The sequence below is a fragment of the Puniceicoccales bacterium genome (assembly GCA_031283585.1).
Lineage (GTDB): Bacteria > Verrucomicrobiota > Verrucomicrobiia > Opitutales > LL51 > JAIRTH01.
The window spans coordinates 38,187-53,105 of sequence record JAITBP010000007.1; the positions used below are offsets into that span (position 1 = coordinate 38,187).

A 14,919-nucleotide genomic window follows, 5' to 3' on the forward strand; every position below is an offset into this window, starting at 1 on the left:
CAATAAATCACATTTTTGCAAAAAAAATGATAAAAATTTTAATCAAAGGAACCAGAGTTATAATCTGCTGGATATTGCTCCATCACCAGGCCTTCGCATTTGAGCTCAATGGTGTGATCTATCGTCGGGTTAGGAATATAGAGGATGTGAAAAACATGTACGCTGTTGCATCCAGTCAAAGCAACTACAAGGATGCTGCTACCGTATTAGTTGAATCCATTCGCGAGTATATGAACAATGTCACATGTGACCATGACATCGATCTACTTCCATATTTTGACAACAAGATAAAACACCGCAATTATCTATATGGAAATAAAATTATCGGTAAACTTACTAAAGAAATGGCTAGAAAAAAATTTACGCTTAATCAACCTTTTTCCTACAAAATTGAGTCATCCCGCGTACTATTAAGACTCGGTGAAAAAAACGAAAAAAGTAAAAAAGCTGAAAAAATTGAAAAAACTGAAAAAGCTGAAAAAAATTCTAAATACCAAAACGTAATAAAAAGAAAAAGAAGAACTATCCCTTGGCCTAGTGATTTATAAGGCAAAACTGGTGGGAGATAGTGGACTCGAACCACCGACCCCCTGCGTGTGAAGCAGGTGCTCTAACCAGCTGAGCTAATCCCCCAGCAACTAATATGGCCAATGCATAAAAGCTAAAAACATTGTCAATCGCAAATGGTTTTGTAGTCCAAAAATCATCTGTCGATGTATCAATTTGTCCATCAAGAATTAATTATAAATGTAAAAAAAATATAAAATCATTGCTTGACCTATTTTGCTATAACGCAAAAATAGATTCAAGTATTATGAAAAACAGAATTATTACAATTGGATTAGTAGGCGCCATTGGATCCCAGGTTTTTCTTGGAAATCTGTACTCCGGTCAAAATGGTGACGAAAATATTAATGACGATACAATCGCACAAATAAACATGGATCAAAACATAGAACCGAATATAAATCAAGATGGTCAACAGGAACACGATATTCAAAATGTCGACGATGTGTTAAATTTCATCGAAAATAACAAACACAATTTCGATGCTATAGTTAATCTATTTAATAGCGTTTCTGATTGCTACGCAAGGGGAGTAAGTCAGGGTAATACCGACGATACCAATTTACTACATGCTTGGATTATCTATAAACAAGGGTCAACAAATGAACCTGAACGTTCAATTTTAGATGAATTATGGGAGAATTTTAAAAGAAACCTTGGAGGTAAGGCCATAGAAATACCGATGAGAATAGTAGATCTTCAACTGGCTAAACAGATCGACGAGAAAGACCCTATTTTTTTATTATCCCTCGCATGGGCGATAGACGATATATTGCGTAATTTAATCGAATTCACCGAAGAAGAAACTATCCCATATGAAACCAAACAGCGTATAATCTCAGATATAATTAGCATATTAGCGTTGCTAGCGGACAATGGCTATCCTATTTATAGGGTTATTAATAGCATTGGAGATCCAGAACTTTCCGCTATGATAATAGAAAGATTAAAAGATAGTTACATTGGAGATACTGCAGCAACTGAGGAATCTGAAGTAAAAGAAGCTACTGAGGAATCTAAATCCCAGGAAAACACTGCAGCAACTGAGGAACCTGAAGTAAAAGAAGCAACTGAGGAACCTGAATCCCAGGAAAATACTGCAGCAACTGAGGAATCTGAAGTAAAAGAAGCAACTGAGGAATCTGAATCCCAGGAAAATACTGAAGCTACCGATAATTCCGATGAATCCTACATTGCGCACACCAGTGACACTGCCAACGACGACTAATATGGTTCTTCATATCCAGAAAAAGGTATCCTGTAGAACCGAAATTTCATGAGGATTACCTGACTGTGCCTTACAACCAGGTTTGTCAAGGCACAACCAAAGTATACTGGTTGCAAAGCAAAAATTCAAACAACCTGGTTCAATAACCAGGCAGAGATAAAAATCGGACAATGTCACAAAAATATGCCTCCGGTCATAACATGGTAAATAAAACCATTCACGATATTTTGCCAGCCCACCCGGCTGTTTAACCAAATTCACAGCTAACAGTCTTGCCCATAGACAAAAAAATCCCTTTTGCTAACTGGTGAGGCTGACCGTGGATAGGATTAGGTCCGTTAATCCACAAAAAATACCGACGAAGCCGGATGATAGATAAATCAATAAGTTAGTGTTGATTTTTATCCTATCATTCATTCCATATAGCTCAAAATCAAATGGGTACTCTAGACATACGACAATCCATTGTCTGCTATTTATTGTTTGTTTTATCCATCAGTATCCATGAGTTTTCTCATGCATTTGTCGCCTATCTGTTCGGAGATTCCACAGCGAAGACCTATGGGAGGATGACACTGAACCCGTTGGCTCACCTAGACCTAATAGGCACAGTCCTCATACCATTGACCATGATGATAGTTCCCTGTAACATCGCCATTGTGGGTTGGGGTAGGCCGGTTCCAGTGGATATTCGCAACTTTAAGTACAGAACCATTGGCGATATCTGCACCAATTTGGCTGGGCCTTTTTCAAACCTAATTGTGGCAACTTTTCTTATGATCATTAATTGTTCACCCTGGTTTTGTCATAACAATGTGGTCCGGCATTTACTTGCCATTGCGGCTTGCATGAATATATCCTTGGCGATTTTTAACCTACTGCCGCTGCCGCCACTGGATGGTTCGTGTCTATTAAAATATGTGACAAATATGAGTGAAGAGGCTTTTTTGATGATATCCCAATGGTCCTATATTATCATGCTGGTCTTGATAAATTTGCCGCAATTTCGACATCTTCTATTTAACGCCATAAACTACACATTTTATGGAATTGGTTATCTTAGTTGTAAAATCGTAGGTACCACAGAAGATATGTTGTTTTCCTTCATAAAGTAAACAAACAGACCATGACTAAAGCAAAGTTAAAGTTACCACAATATTTGGTGGCCGAGTATCCATTTGATAACAATTTTTTCGAGGATGAAAATGGCCATAAATTACACTATGTGGATGAAGGCAAAGGTGATGTTGTGCTTATGCTCCATGGCAATCCAACCTGGTCCTATTACTATAGAAATTTAATAAAATCTCTGGCCAACGAGTTTCGGTGCGTTGCCCTTGATCATCTGGGCTGCGGCCTATCTGACAAACCCCAGGACTATAACTACTGTCTGGCAAACCACATAAAGAACGCACGCCGGCTGGCCGAAAGTCTCGACTTTGGCAAATTTCACCTGGTGATGCACGACTGGGGCTGCGCCATAGGCATGGCTCTGGCCGAAAGGTGGCCTGAGCGAATCATAAGCATTACCGTAATGAACGGAGCCGCGTTCCTATCCAAAAAGATACCGAAGCGAATAAATTTTTGCAGGGTGTCTCCGATTGCTAAGTTTCTTGTGCTTGGCCTGAATGCGTTTGCGCTGGGTTCCAGTTACATGTCCGTTAACTATCCAATGAGCAATAACATACGGCGCGGATACCTCTATCCCTATGATTCCTGGGAAAACCGAATTGCCCTGCTGCGGTTCGTGCAGGACATACCCATGGATCGTGACCATAAATCCTGGGAAACCCTGGCAAAAATAGACGATAACCTGGATATTCTTGGCCAGAAGAAATCACTTATCCTATGGGGCCAGAAGGACTTCTGTTTCACCGGCACATTTCTCAGGACCTGGACCGATGTTTTTGAAAATGCGCATGTGATAAAACTGGAGGACTGCGGCCACTATGTCCTCGAAGACGCCAAAACCCTGGGAACTGAAACTATAAAGAATTTTCTATCAAGTACATGTAAACCAAACATAGTCATGTACAGCTAGGCCAAAAATCACAATTGGCAGAAAGTTTCGATAAAAACCTGGGGCAAAGAAAATGATTTGCCCAGCTCGCTGGCCAGGGCCATAATTCCAAAACGTTCCGTTGCGTAATGTCCACATACGTAAACGTTTAGCCCATGTTCATAGGCCTGGGAATAGCCATGTTGTTTGCACTCGCCGGTTATAAACGTATCGATGCCAAAATCGCCCAAAGAAGGGATTGCCTGGCCTCCACCACCGGAAATTATGGCAAGTTTTTTTACCATCGATGGGCCAAATTCCATCCGGATCACCCGGGCAAATTTATTTGTTAATCTACCGGCAAGCTCTTCTCTATCAATGGGATCATTCACAACAGCAGCAATTTTCACCTCATGAAAACCCAGGGATTCAAAACTCGAAACGGTCAGTCCAAGCTCCCGGGCCAGAATGGCATTATTCCCAATCTCCGGGTGAGCGTCCAACGGCAAGTGTGCGCTATAAACCGCCATGTCGCTATCTATCAACGCCTTATATTTTGCATAGACCTCATCAACGACCGGCGTTGACCTGGACCAGAATAGGCCGTGGTGGGCCAACAACAGGTCCGCACCGGCTTCCCTGGCCAGGCAGATTGACTCCAGCGAGGCGTCCACCGCAGCAGCCACCTTGGAAACCCTTCCAGAATTCGCAAATTGTAACCCATTAAATGCGTTGGGATAGTCGAAGGTTTCTTTGACATTAAGCCTTTTATTGCAATAGGTTACGACTTCATCCAGAGTTACATTCACAGCCTCTGAAGCTTCATAATTAGACAAAACATTGCAAACGAATAAATAGCGTCGGCGAAAAACATCCAACCATCACAGGGGCCGCAAAATCCATAGAGCGCAACCCAGTAAATGAATATCAACATCTTCCTGGCCGGACACATAAGAAACAACAGGTTAATCGCCAGCGAGGCAAACTGGGCATTGACCAAAAATCGGAATCCAGTGGCTCTAGAATACAGGCTGCCAACGATCACCGCCATAAAAATTCCGCCAATTTTTCCAAAAATCTCGACGGATACTAGGAAAGCAAATGGGCAAAACATAAACGCCCTTAGCCCAAACCCATAGCCGATAAAATTTGCCAAGTCCTCGGCCAGCAAAGCCATGGCCAACGCCAACAAATACATCAGTGGCCGACCACTTCTGGGCCTCGTATTAGCCTCGCCGTAAAGCGGTATGGAACTGCCATGCCTTATTCCCAGCATAATCTAACGTTGTTTCACAAAAATCATCACCTCACGCAAGTCTTTCAATGCCATAGGGATTTCGCACTCTGCATCGAAGTAAACACCGTTGCCACGGATTTTTTTTGTCAGACTGCAAACAAATAAATTTCCAGGAAAATTGGAACTCAACTCGCAGCTAACCACCCGGGTTTCCCTGGCATCAAATAAATCCTGCGGAAGATCGGAAAGCTTTCCAACTCTTTTAAGCCCAACGTGTTTCGTTCCACAAAAAACAAATGGCCGCGGATCCTCGCCCAGCTTGACAGCCATCCTAAAATTTGGGCTGCTAATAAGCTCCACCACCGCCTTATTCTTAAAAACCTCTGAAATTTTTCCTCCAACGCCACCGGCATAACCCACTCCGTCACCGACACTTAGGCCATCCACCTCGCCTTTATTTATCCAGAGCCGATCCCACCAGGCCGAAATGTCCCGGCCAATCACCTCGGCATAAACCACCTGGTATTTCTCCGGAGCTTTCATCTCAAGCAGCCCACGCAACCTGGCATTCTCCGCCTCTAACTCAGCGCATTTATTTTTGAATTCATCGTGATCCAGATTTTTATTGTATAAATCCAGTGAAAGGCCAACCAACTCATCCTTCGATAGCAGTTGAATTCTGAGCGGATCCAACAGCCAATCCAGCTTCGAGGTGAGGCAAACCGGCCAGGTCCTCGGACTCAGCAAACCATTGACATCGAAGCTGAAAAGAGATGAAAGGATTCGGCCGATGACCAAGCAAATTGCAATAACTCCAATGATACTGCACAGCCTGCGAACCTCACTCTTCATCTAACCAAAGACCCAGATCTTGCAGCACAGTACCCGTACCATTCGCGACGGCACTCAGCGGATCATCGGAAACGACGACTGGCAACCCGGTGGCATTACTTATCGCCACATTTAACCGCCGAATCATCGATCCACCGCCGGCGAGAACTATGCCCCGGTCGACCAGATCCGCCGACAATTCCGGTGGACATTTCTCCAGTGCCGCCTTCACCACTTCGACAATACCTCGGACAGAACCAGTTATGGCATCGCGGACCTCCTGCGAAGTTATCTTTATTGTGCGCGGAAGACCAATGATAGCGTCCCGGCCCTTGATCAACATATCAAGCTCGTCATCCAGCGGCGCCGCCGAACCAATCTTGATTTTTATGTCCTCGGCCGTCCTCTCGCCGATTATCAAATTGTACATTTTTTTGACATAGGCAATGATTGAATCGTCAATTTCATCGCCACCAATACGAATGCTTTGGGAAAATACAACGCCACTGAGCGACAAAATCGCAACCTCGGTGGTACCGCCGCCGATGTCAACAATCATACTCGCCGCCGGTTCATCTATGGGTAACCCAACTCCAATTGCCGCTGCCACAGGCTCTTGTAACAACAAAACATCCCGGGCTCCGGCATGAATGGCCGACTCCTTTACGGCCCGGCGTTCGACTTCGGTTATGCCCGATGGCACTGCAACTACAACCCGCGGAGGTATAAACTTAACGCTAGGCGATGCCTTGTTTATAAAATAACGCAGCATGGCTTCGGTGACATCAAAGTCGGCAATTACACCATCCTTCATAGGCCTTATGGCAGTGATATTGCCAGGAGTTCGGCCAAGCATACGCTTTGCTTCGAGACCAACGGCCCGGACTCGCCGCGAATTCGTATACACAGCCACCACACTCGGCTCTCTTATTATAATACCACGATCTTTGGCAAAAACAAGGGTATTAGCGGTTCCCAGGTCAATACCAATATCATGGGACAGAAATCCAAGCATTCTTCCAATGTTGTTTTTAAATTTTTGCAACAACCTCATCTATATAACTGTCAAGCAAAACAAATGCCTAGGACTATACAAAGTATTTTTGTTACTTTGCAAACATATTTATTAAATAAATCAGGAAACACACGGTGCAAACAAAATGGTGCTCAGAAAGGGACTCGAACCCTTACGCCCTGCGGCACCAGATCCTAAGTCTGGCGTGTCTGCCAATTCCACCACCTGAGCCTCCACCGGCCCTGAACCCTAAATTCGAACAGGGTTTTGTCGATAAAAAATTACTAAAGTCGACGTTCATTGTTATGACATAGGCCCTGGCGATGGAATTATATCTTCTACCAGGGCAATGACATCACTGACATTAACCCGGGATATGTCCACCACCGAAGCTGGATCATTGGATTTCTTTAAAATTTTTACCTGACCATCAAAAATTGGGCCCGTGCGCAGAGGGTTTGTCGGGCCATAGATCACCAGCACCGGGCATCCGGCCATGTTTGCCAGGTGAATTCCGCCGGTATCGTTGCCGATGGCCAGGGAGCAGGTGGCCAGTAGCTCCAGACATTCTATCAGCGAAGTCTTTCCAGCTAAATCTGTTACCGCACTACATCCGGAAAAATTATCTTTTATTGACCTGGTAATCTGCGCATCACCATCGGTGCCGATCAGCAAAATTTCATAGTCACAATGATTTTTTAACAATTCATCTATCAATTCGCACCATTTCCTAATCGGCCACCTTTTTTCCGGAAAATTTTCACTGCCACAGATCAACGCAATTTTTTTGGTTTTTGATCGATTATTTACCAATGGTGCCCTGGACACATGAGCGTTAAGTCCCATTGATTCGAAGAACTTTTGAATCACCAGCCGCTGATGAACGGATTCCGAATTCAGATCACTTGGCGGTTCCCAACACTCTGTTAGCAACGGCCGAATCCTGGGACGGTGGCCAATTCCAAAGATCCCTGGGCAGCCAATTATTCTCGCCTCCAGATCTCCGCGAAATGAATTTGTCAAAAGAATATAAAAATCCGGAAATAATTTTCTATGGTGAAAAAATTTACAAAAATACCAATACCAAAAACCCTTCTCTGGCAATGGAATATAGCCATCGCCAACGGAAAGATGTTTCAACAATTCGCAGAACTGTTTTTTGGCAATTATTGTAAGATAAGCATCTCTGCGAGAACGAGATACAGCTTTTACTACCGGCAGGGCCATCAGCACATCGCCAAGCCAGTTAGGAAACCTGATAAAAATCCGAGTTTTCCTCTCCAGTAAAGGCAAATCATCGATCCGCTTGGCCGAAACGTGCAAAAAACCACCGCCATCGTACTGGCTGCGCCACCGGTTATGCATCCAAAGCCAATCGGCACAAACCTCATCATCGGAGGCCAGGGTTTTCTCCAGCCAACGATTCATTGCAAAGGCCACCGGATTAGTACTATCAATTTGCAAATCAAGCTCTTGCAGACTACTTACAGCTTTCCACAATCCGGTCCTTCTGGGAAACAAAACGAAGACTCTGGCATTGAATTTTCGGTGAAAAATATCCGGCAACCCGGTACTGGATGCAATTCTTCCAAAAAATGTGGTCAACAGACCATTTTTCCCTGCATTTTGGTCAAACAACAGCCCAAGGATGCCGGCATTCCTGAGTATTTCCTTCGCCCGGAGCAACCCATTTTTTCTCGACAGCAGCCTGAAGCCAAACCTCTCTCTCCGATGTTTTATATAGGCTTCGACGTCCGGATTAGGAAAAGATCTGTACAGCACGCCGATTTTTGATGGATCCAGGCCAGGCAAATGCAGTGGTAAAGTTGTAACCGCCTCCAGGCATGAAAAATGCGGGACAAGTATTATGGTTGCCGCGTTTTTTTTTGAATAATTTTCGGCAAAATCCCTAACGGAAGAATCAATGGTAAAGCTCCTTTTTACCCTTTGCTCCGAAAACCACCGGCCGGCTATGGCCAGAAAGCCGAGCTCTATCATCCTGGCACAGCTAGTCTTAGCGATGTTTTTTTTCCAGGGAAAATTTTTATTAGGAAACGCATGGTCAAGGTTCGAGAGCAAAATCCTCCGCCGCCGATGGTAAAAATAGTAAACAAGCCGGCCACAAATCCAACAAACAAACGACACCAGCCATCCGGGCATTGCAGCCCCCAGGACTCCGACAAATCCTAATAAAAATCTGATTACCATCAGCTGGAAAGTTTCTTGAACAGCAGCGCCACATTCTGACCACCAAACCCGGAATTTTCACTTATGGCCACATTTATCTCCTTACTAAGTGCTTTATTTGGAACATAGTTAAGATCGCATTCCGGATCTGGAAATTCATAGTTTATCGTCGGTGGAATCCTGCCTGTCTGAATTGCTTTTACGCATACAATGGCCTCCACGCCGCCGGTTGCACCAAGCAAATGGCCGGTCATGCTCTTGGTTGAGCTTATCGGGATATTATTTGCCCGGTCACCAAAAACAGACTTCAGCGCCACGGTCTCGTATTTATCGTTGTATTTGGTCGACGTCCCGTGGGCATTTATATAATCGATATCCTTTTTAGACACAGCAGCTTCACGCATCACGACCTCTAGACATTCGGCCAGTCCAGCACCGGCGGGATGTGGAGCGGTTACATGAAAAGCATCGCTGCTGCAGTGATAACCGGCCAGCTCGCAGTATATTTTTGCCCCACGATTTTTTGCATGATCCAAAGTCTCAAGAACCAACATTCCTGCACCTTCACCCATCACAAACCCGTCTCTTTTGGCATCAAAAGGCCGACTGGCGCCGGTAGGGTTATCGTTAAACCCACTGCTCATGGCTTTCATCGAGCAAAACCCAGCAAAACCAAGGGCATTGAGGGCCGCCTCACTCCCTCCGGCAACCATAACATCGGCCTTGCCAAGTTTCATTATATTGTAAGCCTCTCCTATGGAATTAGCTCCGGAAGCACAGGCCGTCACCACCGATAGATTTGGTCCCATAAATCCCAGCTCTATGGCCACAACCCCCGAGGCCATATTGCATATCAATGACGGTATCATAAACGGCGAAACCTTGTTATGACCCAGCTGGTGAAATTTTCCAGCCTGGACCTCTATGGTGGTCATCCCGCCGATACCAGACCCGATCATCACGCCGGCCCTGGGTTTTTCATCCTCACCTAGAGATAATTTAGCGTCGTCCATTGCCCTGTGGGCAGCCGCAACGGCGAAATGCACAAAGCGATCATTTCTTTTAACATCCTTATGGTCCAGGTATTCATCCGGATTGAAGTCGACAATCTCTCCGCCGATTCGACAGGTGAACGGCGACGTATCGAAGGATTCTATTGCTTTTATGCCACTACGCCCCTTCAGCAACGAATCCCAGAACGAATCGACGTTTACCCCAAGCGATGTAATTACACCTAAGCCTGTCACAACCACTCGCACGTCATCAACAGACTTCGAACAACGTTCCAACACCTGAAACCTACTCTGTGTTTAATCTACTTTCTATATAATTCACAACATCCTTAACAGTTTGTAACCCTTCAGCGTCAGATTCTGGAATTTCGCCCTGCAATTCTGTCTTAAACTCGTCTTCAAAAGCCATTATCAGCTCCACTGTATCTAGAGAATCTGCTCCAAGATCGTCAAGAAATGATGCCTGGGGGACGACTTTATCCTCGCTAACACCAAGCTGATTAATAATAATATTTTTAACCCGTTGCTCTACAGTCTCATCAGCCATATTTTTTTATTTTGTAATTAAAATTAAAATATTCGAATGAAACGAATAGCTAGGATAAAAATTTTTCAAGTCAAGCGACTTCTTGCTATATATTATAAAACAAGAATGTATTCATAAAATTACGTAAAACAATTCAACTTTTCTTGACAAGAACTGCGCTATTCTAAGCCTACTGGCCATTCGCTCAGGTGGTGGAATTGGCAGACACGCTGTCTTCAGGCGGCAGTGCCGCAAGGCATAGGGGTTCGACTCCCCTCTTGAGCACCAATCATAGAAAAACGGAAAAATGGAAAAACCAAAAGGCAATGAACTGATAGATGAAGTACTTCGTTCGGCGGATTTGAGCGACCGAGCCTGGATGTTTTTGAACAAATACAAAAAACAAATTATCATTTGGACCACAGCATGTTGTGTGGTTTTGGCCACCCTAGGATTTTCTGTTGTTATATATAACAGCGAGATCGAGGCCATGCAAAATGCATTCACGAAACTGGAAACCGATGAGCAAAAACTGGCATTTGCGAAAAAATACAAATCAAAACAACTTGGTGGAATTGTGTTTATGGAACTTGCCGACCGGGCCTATAGAGCCGGAGACTTTGAAACCGCTGCCGGAATGTACAATGATGCCCGGGTTAGTCTAGGAAAGTCAATACCAGGTGGAAGAGCTGAGATCGGATATTCCATGGCGTTGCTAAGGGCTGGCAAAACCGACCTGGCGAAGCAAAGTTTACTGAAACTATCTCAGGAATCTTCTATGCCACAGGGCGCTAAAGCAGAAGCTCTTATGCTGTTAGCAAGACTGTTTTGTAGCCATAACGATAGGAAAAACGCCAACGCGGTAATAGAACAGGTAGCGTCAGGAAATTTTAGTAAAAATTGGAAAACCCGAGCAAAAGACCTTCGCCGTGAAATGGAAATATAGCGGAACAGCGAAACAATGGAACAGAGAAGCGTTTAAAAAATATGAGCCCAGGCGCGAAGTTACAATTTGCCGATTCTCAAAATAGTTCTAATATGTTGTATTGGAGCAAGATAGGTGTTCCTGACCCTTTCATTGCATTCGAAATCGAGGGTAAAAGAACCGCGGTGGTTAATCCACTGGAACTGGAAAATATGAGGCAAAATTCATCCTTCGATGAAATAATAAATATCGATGATATTTTAGGGTTAGGCAAAAATTGTGACCCGGCAAAAGTGATAAAAACCATCGGTGTCAGGTACGATGTGTCCAGTTGGTCTGTGCCCTATAATTTTCCGGTCGGCCTTTGGAAAAAACTCGAGGCCGAGGGTGTTAATCTGTCCATCTGTACCCGGGAGTGTTTCATCGAAGAACGTACTATAAAATCTTCCGCAGAAATCGATTACATAAAAGAAGCCTGTGAAATAACGGCCGAAGGGTTGGCATTGGCCCAATCGATCATCGCCGACTCAACCATAGCCAGCGATGGTACACTGACATCCAGCGGCCACAGGTTGACATCGGACTATGTAAGAAGAGAAATCGAAATAGGCTGTGCAAAAAACGGAGCTGTGGCTCAAAACACCATAGTCTCCTGTGGCAGGCATTCGGCCCAGCCACACAATGTGGGTAAGGGTCCTTTGCTGGCCAACGAATTCATAGTTGTTGACATATTTCCAAGGGTCAGGGCCACCGGTTACCATGGCGATATGACCAGGACATTTATCAAAGGAACACCGTCCGATTCCCAGGTCAACCTATACAATGCTGTTAAAAAATCTCAGGCCAGCAGCGTCGAAATGGTAAAGGCCGGTGTGCTAGGTAGCGATATACATGCCAACAACCTGACCCTATTCTCCGAGCTTGGATTCAGCACGGATACCGCCACAGCAGAGGGATTTTTCCATGGCACCGGCCACGGTCTTGGCCTGGACATTCACGAATTCCCTGGTGTCGGAAATACAAAGACCGTCCTGCAAAATGGCATGGTCATAACCCTAGAACCGGGACTGTATTATAAAGATATAGGTGGCGTCAGGCTGGAAGATGTGGTAGTGGTCAGAGAAACCGGCTGCGAAATGCTGTCAAATTTTAACTATAATTGGGTGTTATAATGTCATTTTTCAAAAAAGATCCCAGACAAAACCTGATTTCTTCGATGAAATCCCTGCATGTGGTGGCTAAAAAGATATACAATTACCGTCGGGATTTGCTAGCAAATGACCAACTGGAGATACTGAGAACCATAATAACCAACCTGTCTCGCATCAGGAAAAAGAGCGACAAAGAGCTTGATAATATTCAGATAGAATATAAGTCTGGATTGCCATCACTTGTCAAAAATACATCCAAAAAAAAACAAGAAGATGACACAGAACATGATATCACCAATCCAAAACCCAGGTCGAACCCTACTTCTATCAAAGAAGCCATGCTATTAAAAAGAAAGAAAAGTAACGATGAACTCGATGATATCTATTTAAAATACCATGAAAAATTGCAGCTAATCGGTGGAGACATATTTCCCCAAGGCTTTCTGGCAGAAAATGCCGAGGTGATGATGTTCGCAGCTATCCTAGCTCTTGGAATCCGAACATTTTTTTTCCAACCATTTAAAATTCCAACGAATTCCATGTTCCCGACCTATGCCGGCATGACCTTCGAATTGGCAGATAAAAAGTTAAGCAAAATTGAGCGACTCAAGAGGTTTATTACCCTGGGGGCAGTTAGGTACTCGATGAAAGCCAAATCCTCCGGGACCATATATATTCCGTTGATGGAGAGGTCAAAAAACAAAGCTCGCAACGAATACAACGGGCTAGTCAATTACGATATAGTTGACACACGAAAATGGTTCGGCCTTCTGCCGACAAAAGTGCGCCAATACACTTTCATCGTAGGCGACAGTCCGACCTCTCTGACAGTTCCCCAGGATTTTTCCCTCGACGACGTTGTGCTAGAAGTGTTTTTTGGAAAAGGCGCTACGATTGATGATATCACATCCAGCGTTGGCAAAAGTGCCATCACCACGATCAATGGGCATGTGTATCTAAGCACAGGCAGTACAAAGCGAGCCGGCGAAGATGTGTTGTCCTTCGACATATTGACCGGTGATATGTTGATAGTCAACAAGTTCATATACAACTTTCGACTCCCAAAAGCCGGCGATCCGGTGATTTTTAAGACCGAAAAAATAAAAGATCTTGGCAGCAAATATTACATCAAGCGCCTGGTGGGCACGCCGGGTGATACGCTGAGCATCGATGGCACAACTCTTCTGCGAAACGGGATGGCGATATCAGGGTCTAGTGCCTTCAAAAACAATCAGTTAAAGCTAAACGGCTACCCGGGCTATGTCCCGAAAGGAAATCTGGCCAATGCCCGGGAAGTTATGATTCCACAGAAAAATTATTTTGTCCTGGGAGACAACTCTCCAAACAGCCTGGATAGCCGATTCTGGGGCTTTGTACCGAACAAAGAAATCGTCGGCCGGGCAACCTTCATAATGTATCCGTTCACACACCGCTGGGGACCGGCCAAATGACCAGGTGGTGTTGCCTATGTGCTTATGATGGAACAGGTTTTGATGGATGGCAAAGCCAACCAAATCAGAACACCATCCAGGATAGCATAGAGCGTAGGCTTTTCGATATTTTCAAAAAACCTGTCAGGGTGTTTGGCAGCGGCAGGACCGATGCCGGCGTCCATGCAAATAACCAAGTCTTTCATTTCGATGCGGATTGGAATCATTGTCCAAAAAAGTTACTGCAGGCCATGGGCTCTGGAATCCCCAGGAGCATTCAAATAAAATCCGTCCAGGAAACCAATAATGATTTCCATGCCCAATTCTCCGTCACAAAAAAAAGATATCTATATCATCTACGGGAAGGATTAGCTAACCCGTTCGAGTATAAATTCTTATGGGAATTAAAAAACAGAAAACCTGATATCCAAAAAATGAATGAGCTAGGGCAGGAATTGATTGGCACCCATGATTTTGCGGCTTTCAGTGCCAAAAGAGGAGACGGCACAGCCGAATGTACCGTGAGAACAATATATTCGCTATCATTCAGGCGCACAGATAATTACCTAACATTTTTTACCGAAGCCAATGGATATTTATACAAAATGGTCAGGACTCTGGTCGGAACAATGGTGGAAGTCGGGACTGGTGCACTGGCCAAAGATTATGTGCTGGAATGCTTTAGAACCAGACGACGGAAGGAAAAAATAGTAACTGCACCGCCCACCGGGTTATTTTTAGACAAAGTCTTTTATTAATAGCCTGGACCATTATACCGCGTGTTTTACTTGATTCCAGATAAAAAATTTA

Annotated in this window: 15 protein-coding genes and 3 tRNA genes; 9 read left to right on the plus strand and 9 right to left on the minus strand. The window is 44.4% G+C overall.

Annotation, left to right across the window (positions count from 1 at the left end):
* Positions 1–26: 26 nt before the first annotated feature.
* On the plus strand, positions 27–548 hold the full coding sequence (locus LBB20_02060) for a hypothetical protein (GenBank protein ID MDR2735606.1): 522 nt from the start codon (positions 27–29) through the stop codon (positions 546–548).
* An 8-nt stretch (positions 549–556) separates the two neighbouring features.
* On the opposite strand, the gene LBB20_02065 is transcribed toward LBB20_02060, so the two are convergent.
* Positions 557–633: transfer RNA gene (locus LBB20_02065), tRNA-Val, on the minus strand.
* 181 nt (positions 634–814) lie between these two features.
* On the opposite strand from LBB20_02065, the gene LBB20_02070 reads away from it, so the two are divergent.
* The 3 genes from LBB20_02070 (at position 815) to LBB20_02080 (ending at position 3,836) form a co-directional block, all read left to right on the plus strand.
* On the plus strand, positions 815–1,795 hold the full coding sequence (locus tag LBB20_02070; GenBank protein MDR2735607.1) for a hypothetical protein: 981 nt from the start codon (positions 815–817) through the stop codon (positions 1,793–1,795).
* A 437-nt stretch (positions 1,796–2,232) separates the two neighbouring features.
* Positions 2,233–2,910: a site-2 protease family protein gene (locus LBB20_02075; protein ID MDR2735608.1), complete on the plus strand. Its 678-nt coding sequence runs from the start codon at positions 2,233–2,235 to the stop codon at positions 2,908–2,910.
* Positions 2,911–2,921: 11 nt separating this feature from the next.
* Complete coding sequence (locus LBB20_02080; protein MDR2735609.1) at positions 2,922–3,836, plus strand: alpha/beta fold hydrolase; 915 nt, start codon at positions 2,922–2,924, stop codon at positions 3,834–3,836.
* An 8-nt stretch (positions 3,837–3,844) separates the two neighbouring features.
* Here LBB20_02080 and LBB20_02085 read toward each other — a convergent pair whose 3' ends face one another.
* From LBB20_02085 to LBB20_02120, 8 genes are all read right to left on the minus strand, one after another.
* Complete coding sequence (locus tag LBB20_02085) at positions 3,845–4,603, minus strand: Nif3-like dinuclear metal center hexameric protein (GenBank protein MDR2735610.1); 759 nt, start codon at positions 4,601–4,603, stop codon at positions 3,845–3,847.
* A complete protein-coding gene (locus LBB20_02090; GenBank protein MDR2735611.1) occupies positions 4,600–5,070 on the minus strand; it encodes a hypothetical protein in 471 nt (156 codons plus the stop codon). Before LBB20_02090 ends, LBB20_02085 begins: the two co-directional genes overlap by 4 nt.
* A 3-nt stretch (positions 5,071–5,073) precedes the next feature.
* Positions 5,074–5,883: a hypothetical protein gene (locus LBB20_02095; protein MDR2735612.1), complete on the minus strand. Its 810-nt coding sequence runs from the start codon at positions 5,881–5,883 to the stop codon at positions 5,074–5,076.
* A complete protein-coding gene (locus LBB20_02100) occupies positions 5,873–6,877 on the minus strand; it encodes a rod shape-determining protein (protein ID MDR2735613.1) in 1,005 nt (334 codons plus the stop codon). The genes LBB20_02095 and LBB20_02100 overlap by 11 nt, the downstream gene beginning before the upstream one ends.
* Positions 6,878–7,023: 146 nt before the next feature.
* Positions 7,024–7,108: transfer RNA gene (locus LBB20_02105), tRNA-Leu, on the minus strand.
* 72 nt (positions 7,109–7,180) lie between these two features.
* The gene (locus LBB20_02110; GenBank protein ID MDR2735614.1) at positions 7,181–9,085 is read right to left on the minus strand and encodes a hypothetical protein; all 1,905 of its coding nucleotides are present in this window, start codon (positions 9,083–9,085) and stop codon (positions 7,181–7,183) included.
* Entirely contained in the window at positions 9,085–10,356 is a 1,272-nt protein-coding gene (gene fabF / locus LBB20_02115) for a beta-ketoacyl-ACP synthase II (protein ID MDR2735615.1), read from the minus strand. Before fabF ends, LBB20_02110 begins: the two co-directional genes overlap by 1 nt.
* A gap of 7 nt (positions 10,357–10,363) precedes the next feature.
* Entirely contained in the window at positions 10,364–10,624 is a 261-nt protein-coding gene (locus LBB20_02120) for an acyl carrier protein (GenBank protein MDR2735616.1), read from the minus strand.
* 182 nt (positions 10,625–10,806) lie between these two features.
* Between LBB20_02120 and LBB20_02125 the strand changes: the two genes are divergently transcribed.
* From LBB20_02125 to truA, 5 genes are all read left to right on the plus strand, one after another.
* Positions 10,807–10,891 (plus strand) — tRNA-Leu (locus LBB20_02125).
* Positions 10,892–10,910: 19 nt separating this feature from the next.
* The gene (locus tag LBB20_02130; GenBank protein ID MDR2735617.1) at positions 10,911–11,549 is read left to right on the plus strand and encodes a hypothetical protein; all 639 of its coding nucleotides are present in this window, start codon (positions 10,911–10,913) and stop codon (positions 11,547–11,549) included.
* 41 nt (positions 11,550–11,590) lie between these two features.
* Positions 11,591–12,700, plus strand: a complete 1,110-nt coding sequence (locus tag LBB20_02135; protein ID MDR2735618.1) for a Xaa-Pro peptidase family protein — start codon at positions 11,591–11,593, stop codon at positions 12,698–12,700.
* A complete protein-coding gene (gene lepB / locus LBB20_02140) occupies positions 12,688–14,130 on the plus strand; it encodes a signal peptidase I (protein MDR2735619.1) in 1,443 nt (480 codons plus the stop codon). The genes LBB20_02135 and lepB overlap by 13 nt, the downstream gene beginning before the upstream one ends.
* On the plus strand, positions 14,127–14,867 hold the full coding sequence (gene truA, locus LBB20_02145; GenBank protein ID MDR2735620.1) for a tRNA pseudouridine(38-40) synthase TruA: 741 nt from the start codon (positions 14,127–14,129) through the stop codon (positions 14,865–14,867). The genes lepB and truA overlap by 4 nt, the downstream gene beginning before the upstream one ends.
* Positions 14,868–14,919: the final 52 nt, after the last annotated feature.

Coding starts and splice junctions, on each gene's coding strand:
- LBB20_02060 (MDR2735606.1), top strand. CDS start 27: ATGATAAAAATTTTAATCAAAGGAACCAGAGTTATAATCTGCTGGATA.
- LBB20_02070 (MDR2735607.1), top strand. CDS start 815: ATGAAAAACAGAATTATTACAATTGGATTAGTAGGCGCCATTGGATCC.
- LBB20_02075 (MDR2735608.1), top strand. CDS start 2,233: ATGGGTACTCTAGACATACGACAATCCATTGTCTGCTATTTATTGTTT.
- LBB20_02080 (MDR2735609.1), top strand. CDS start 2,922: ATGACTAAAGCAAAGTTAAAGTTACCACAATATTTGGTGGCCGAGTAT.
- LBB20_02090 (MDR2735611.1), bottom strand. CDS start 5,070: ATGCTGGGAATAAGGCATGGCAGTTCCATACCGCTTTACGGCGAGGCT.
- LBB20_02095 (MDR2735612.1), bottom strand. CDS start 5,883: ATGAAGAGTGAGGTTCGCAGGCTGTGCAGTATCATTGGAGTTATTGCA.
- LBB20_02100 (MDR2735613.1), bottom strand. CDS start 6,877: ATGCTTGGATTTCTGTCCCATGATATTGGTATTGACCTGGGAACCGCT.
- LBB20_02110 (MDR2735614.1), bottom strand. CDS start 9,085: ATGGTAATCAGATTTTTATTAGGATTTGTCGGAGTCCTGGGGGCTGCA.
- LBB20_02120 (MDR2735616.1), bottom strand. CDS start 10,624: ATGGCTGATGAGACTGTAGAGCAACGGGTTAAAAATATTATTATTAAT.
- LBB20_02130 (MDR2735617.1), top strand. CDS start 10,911: ATGGAAAAACCAAAAGGCAATGAACTGATAGATGAAGTACTTCGTTCG.
- LBB20_02135 (MDR2735618.1), top strand. CDS start 11,591: ATGAGCCCAGGCGCGAAGTTACAATTTGCCGATTCTCAAAATAGTTCT.
- truA (MDR2735620.1), top strand. CDS start 14,127: ATGACCAGGTGGTGTTGCCTATGTGCTTATGATGGAACAGGTTTTGAT.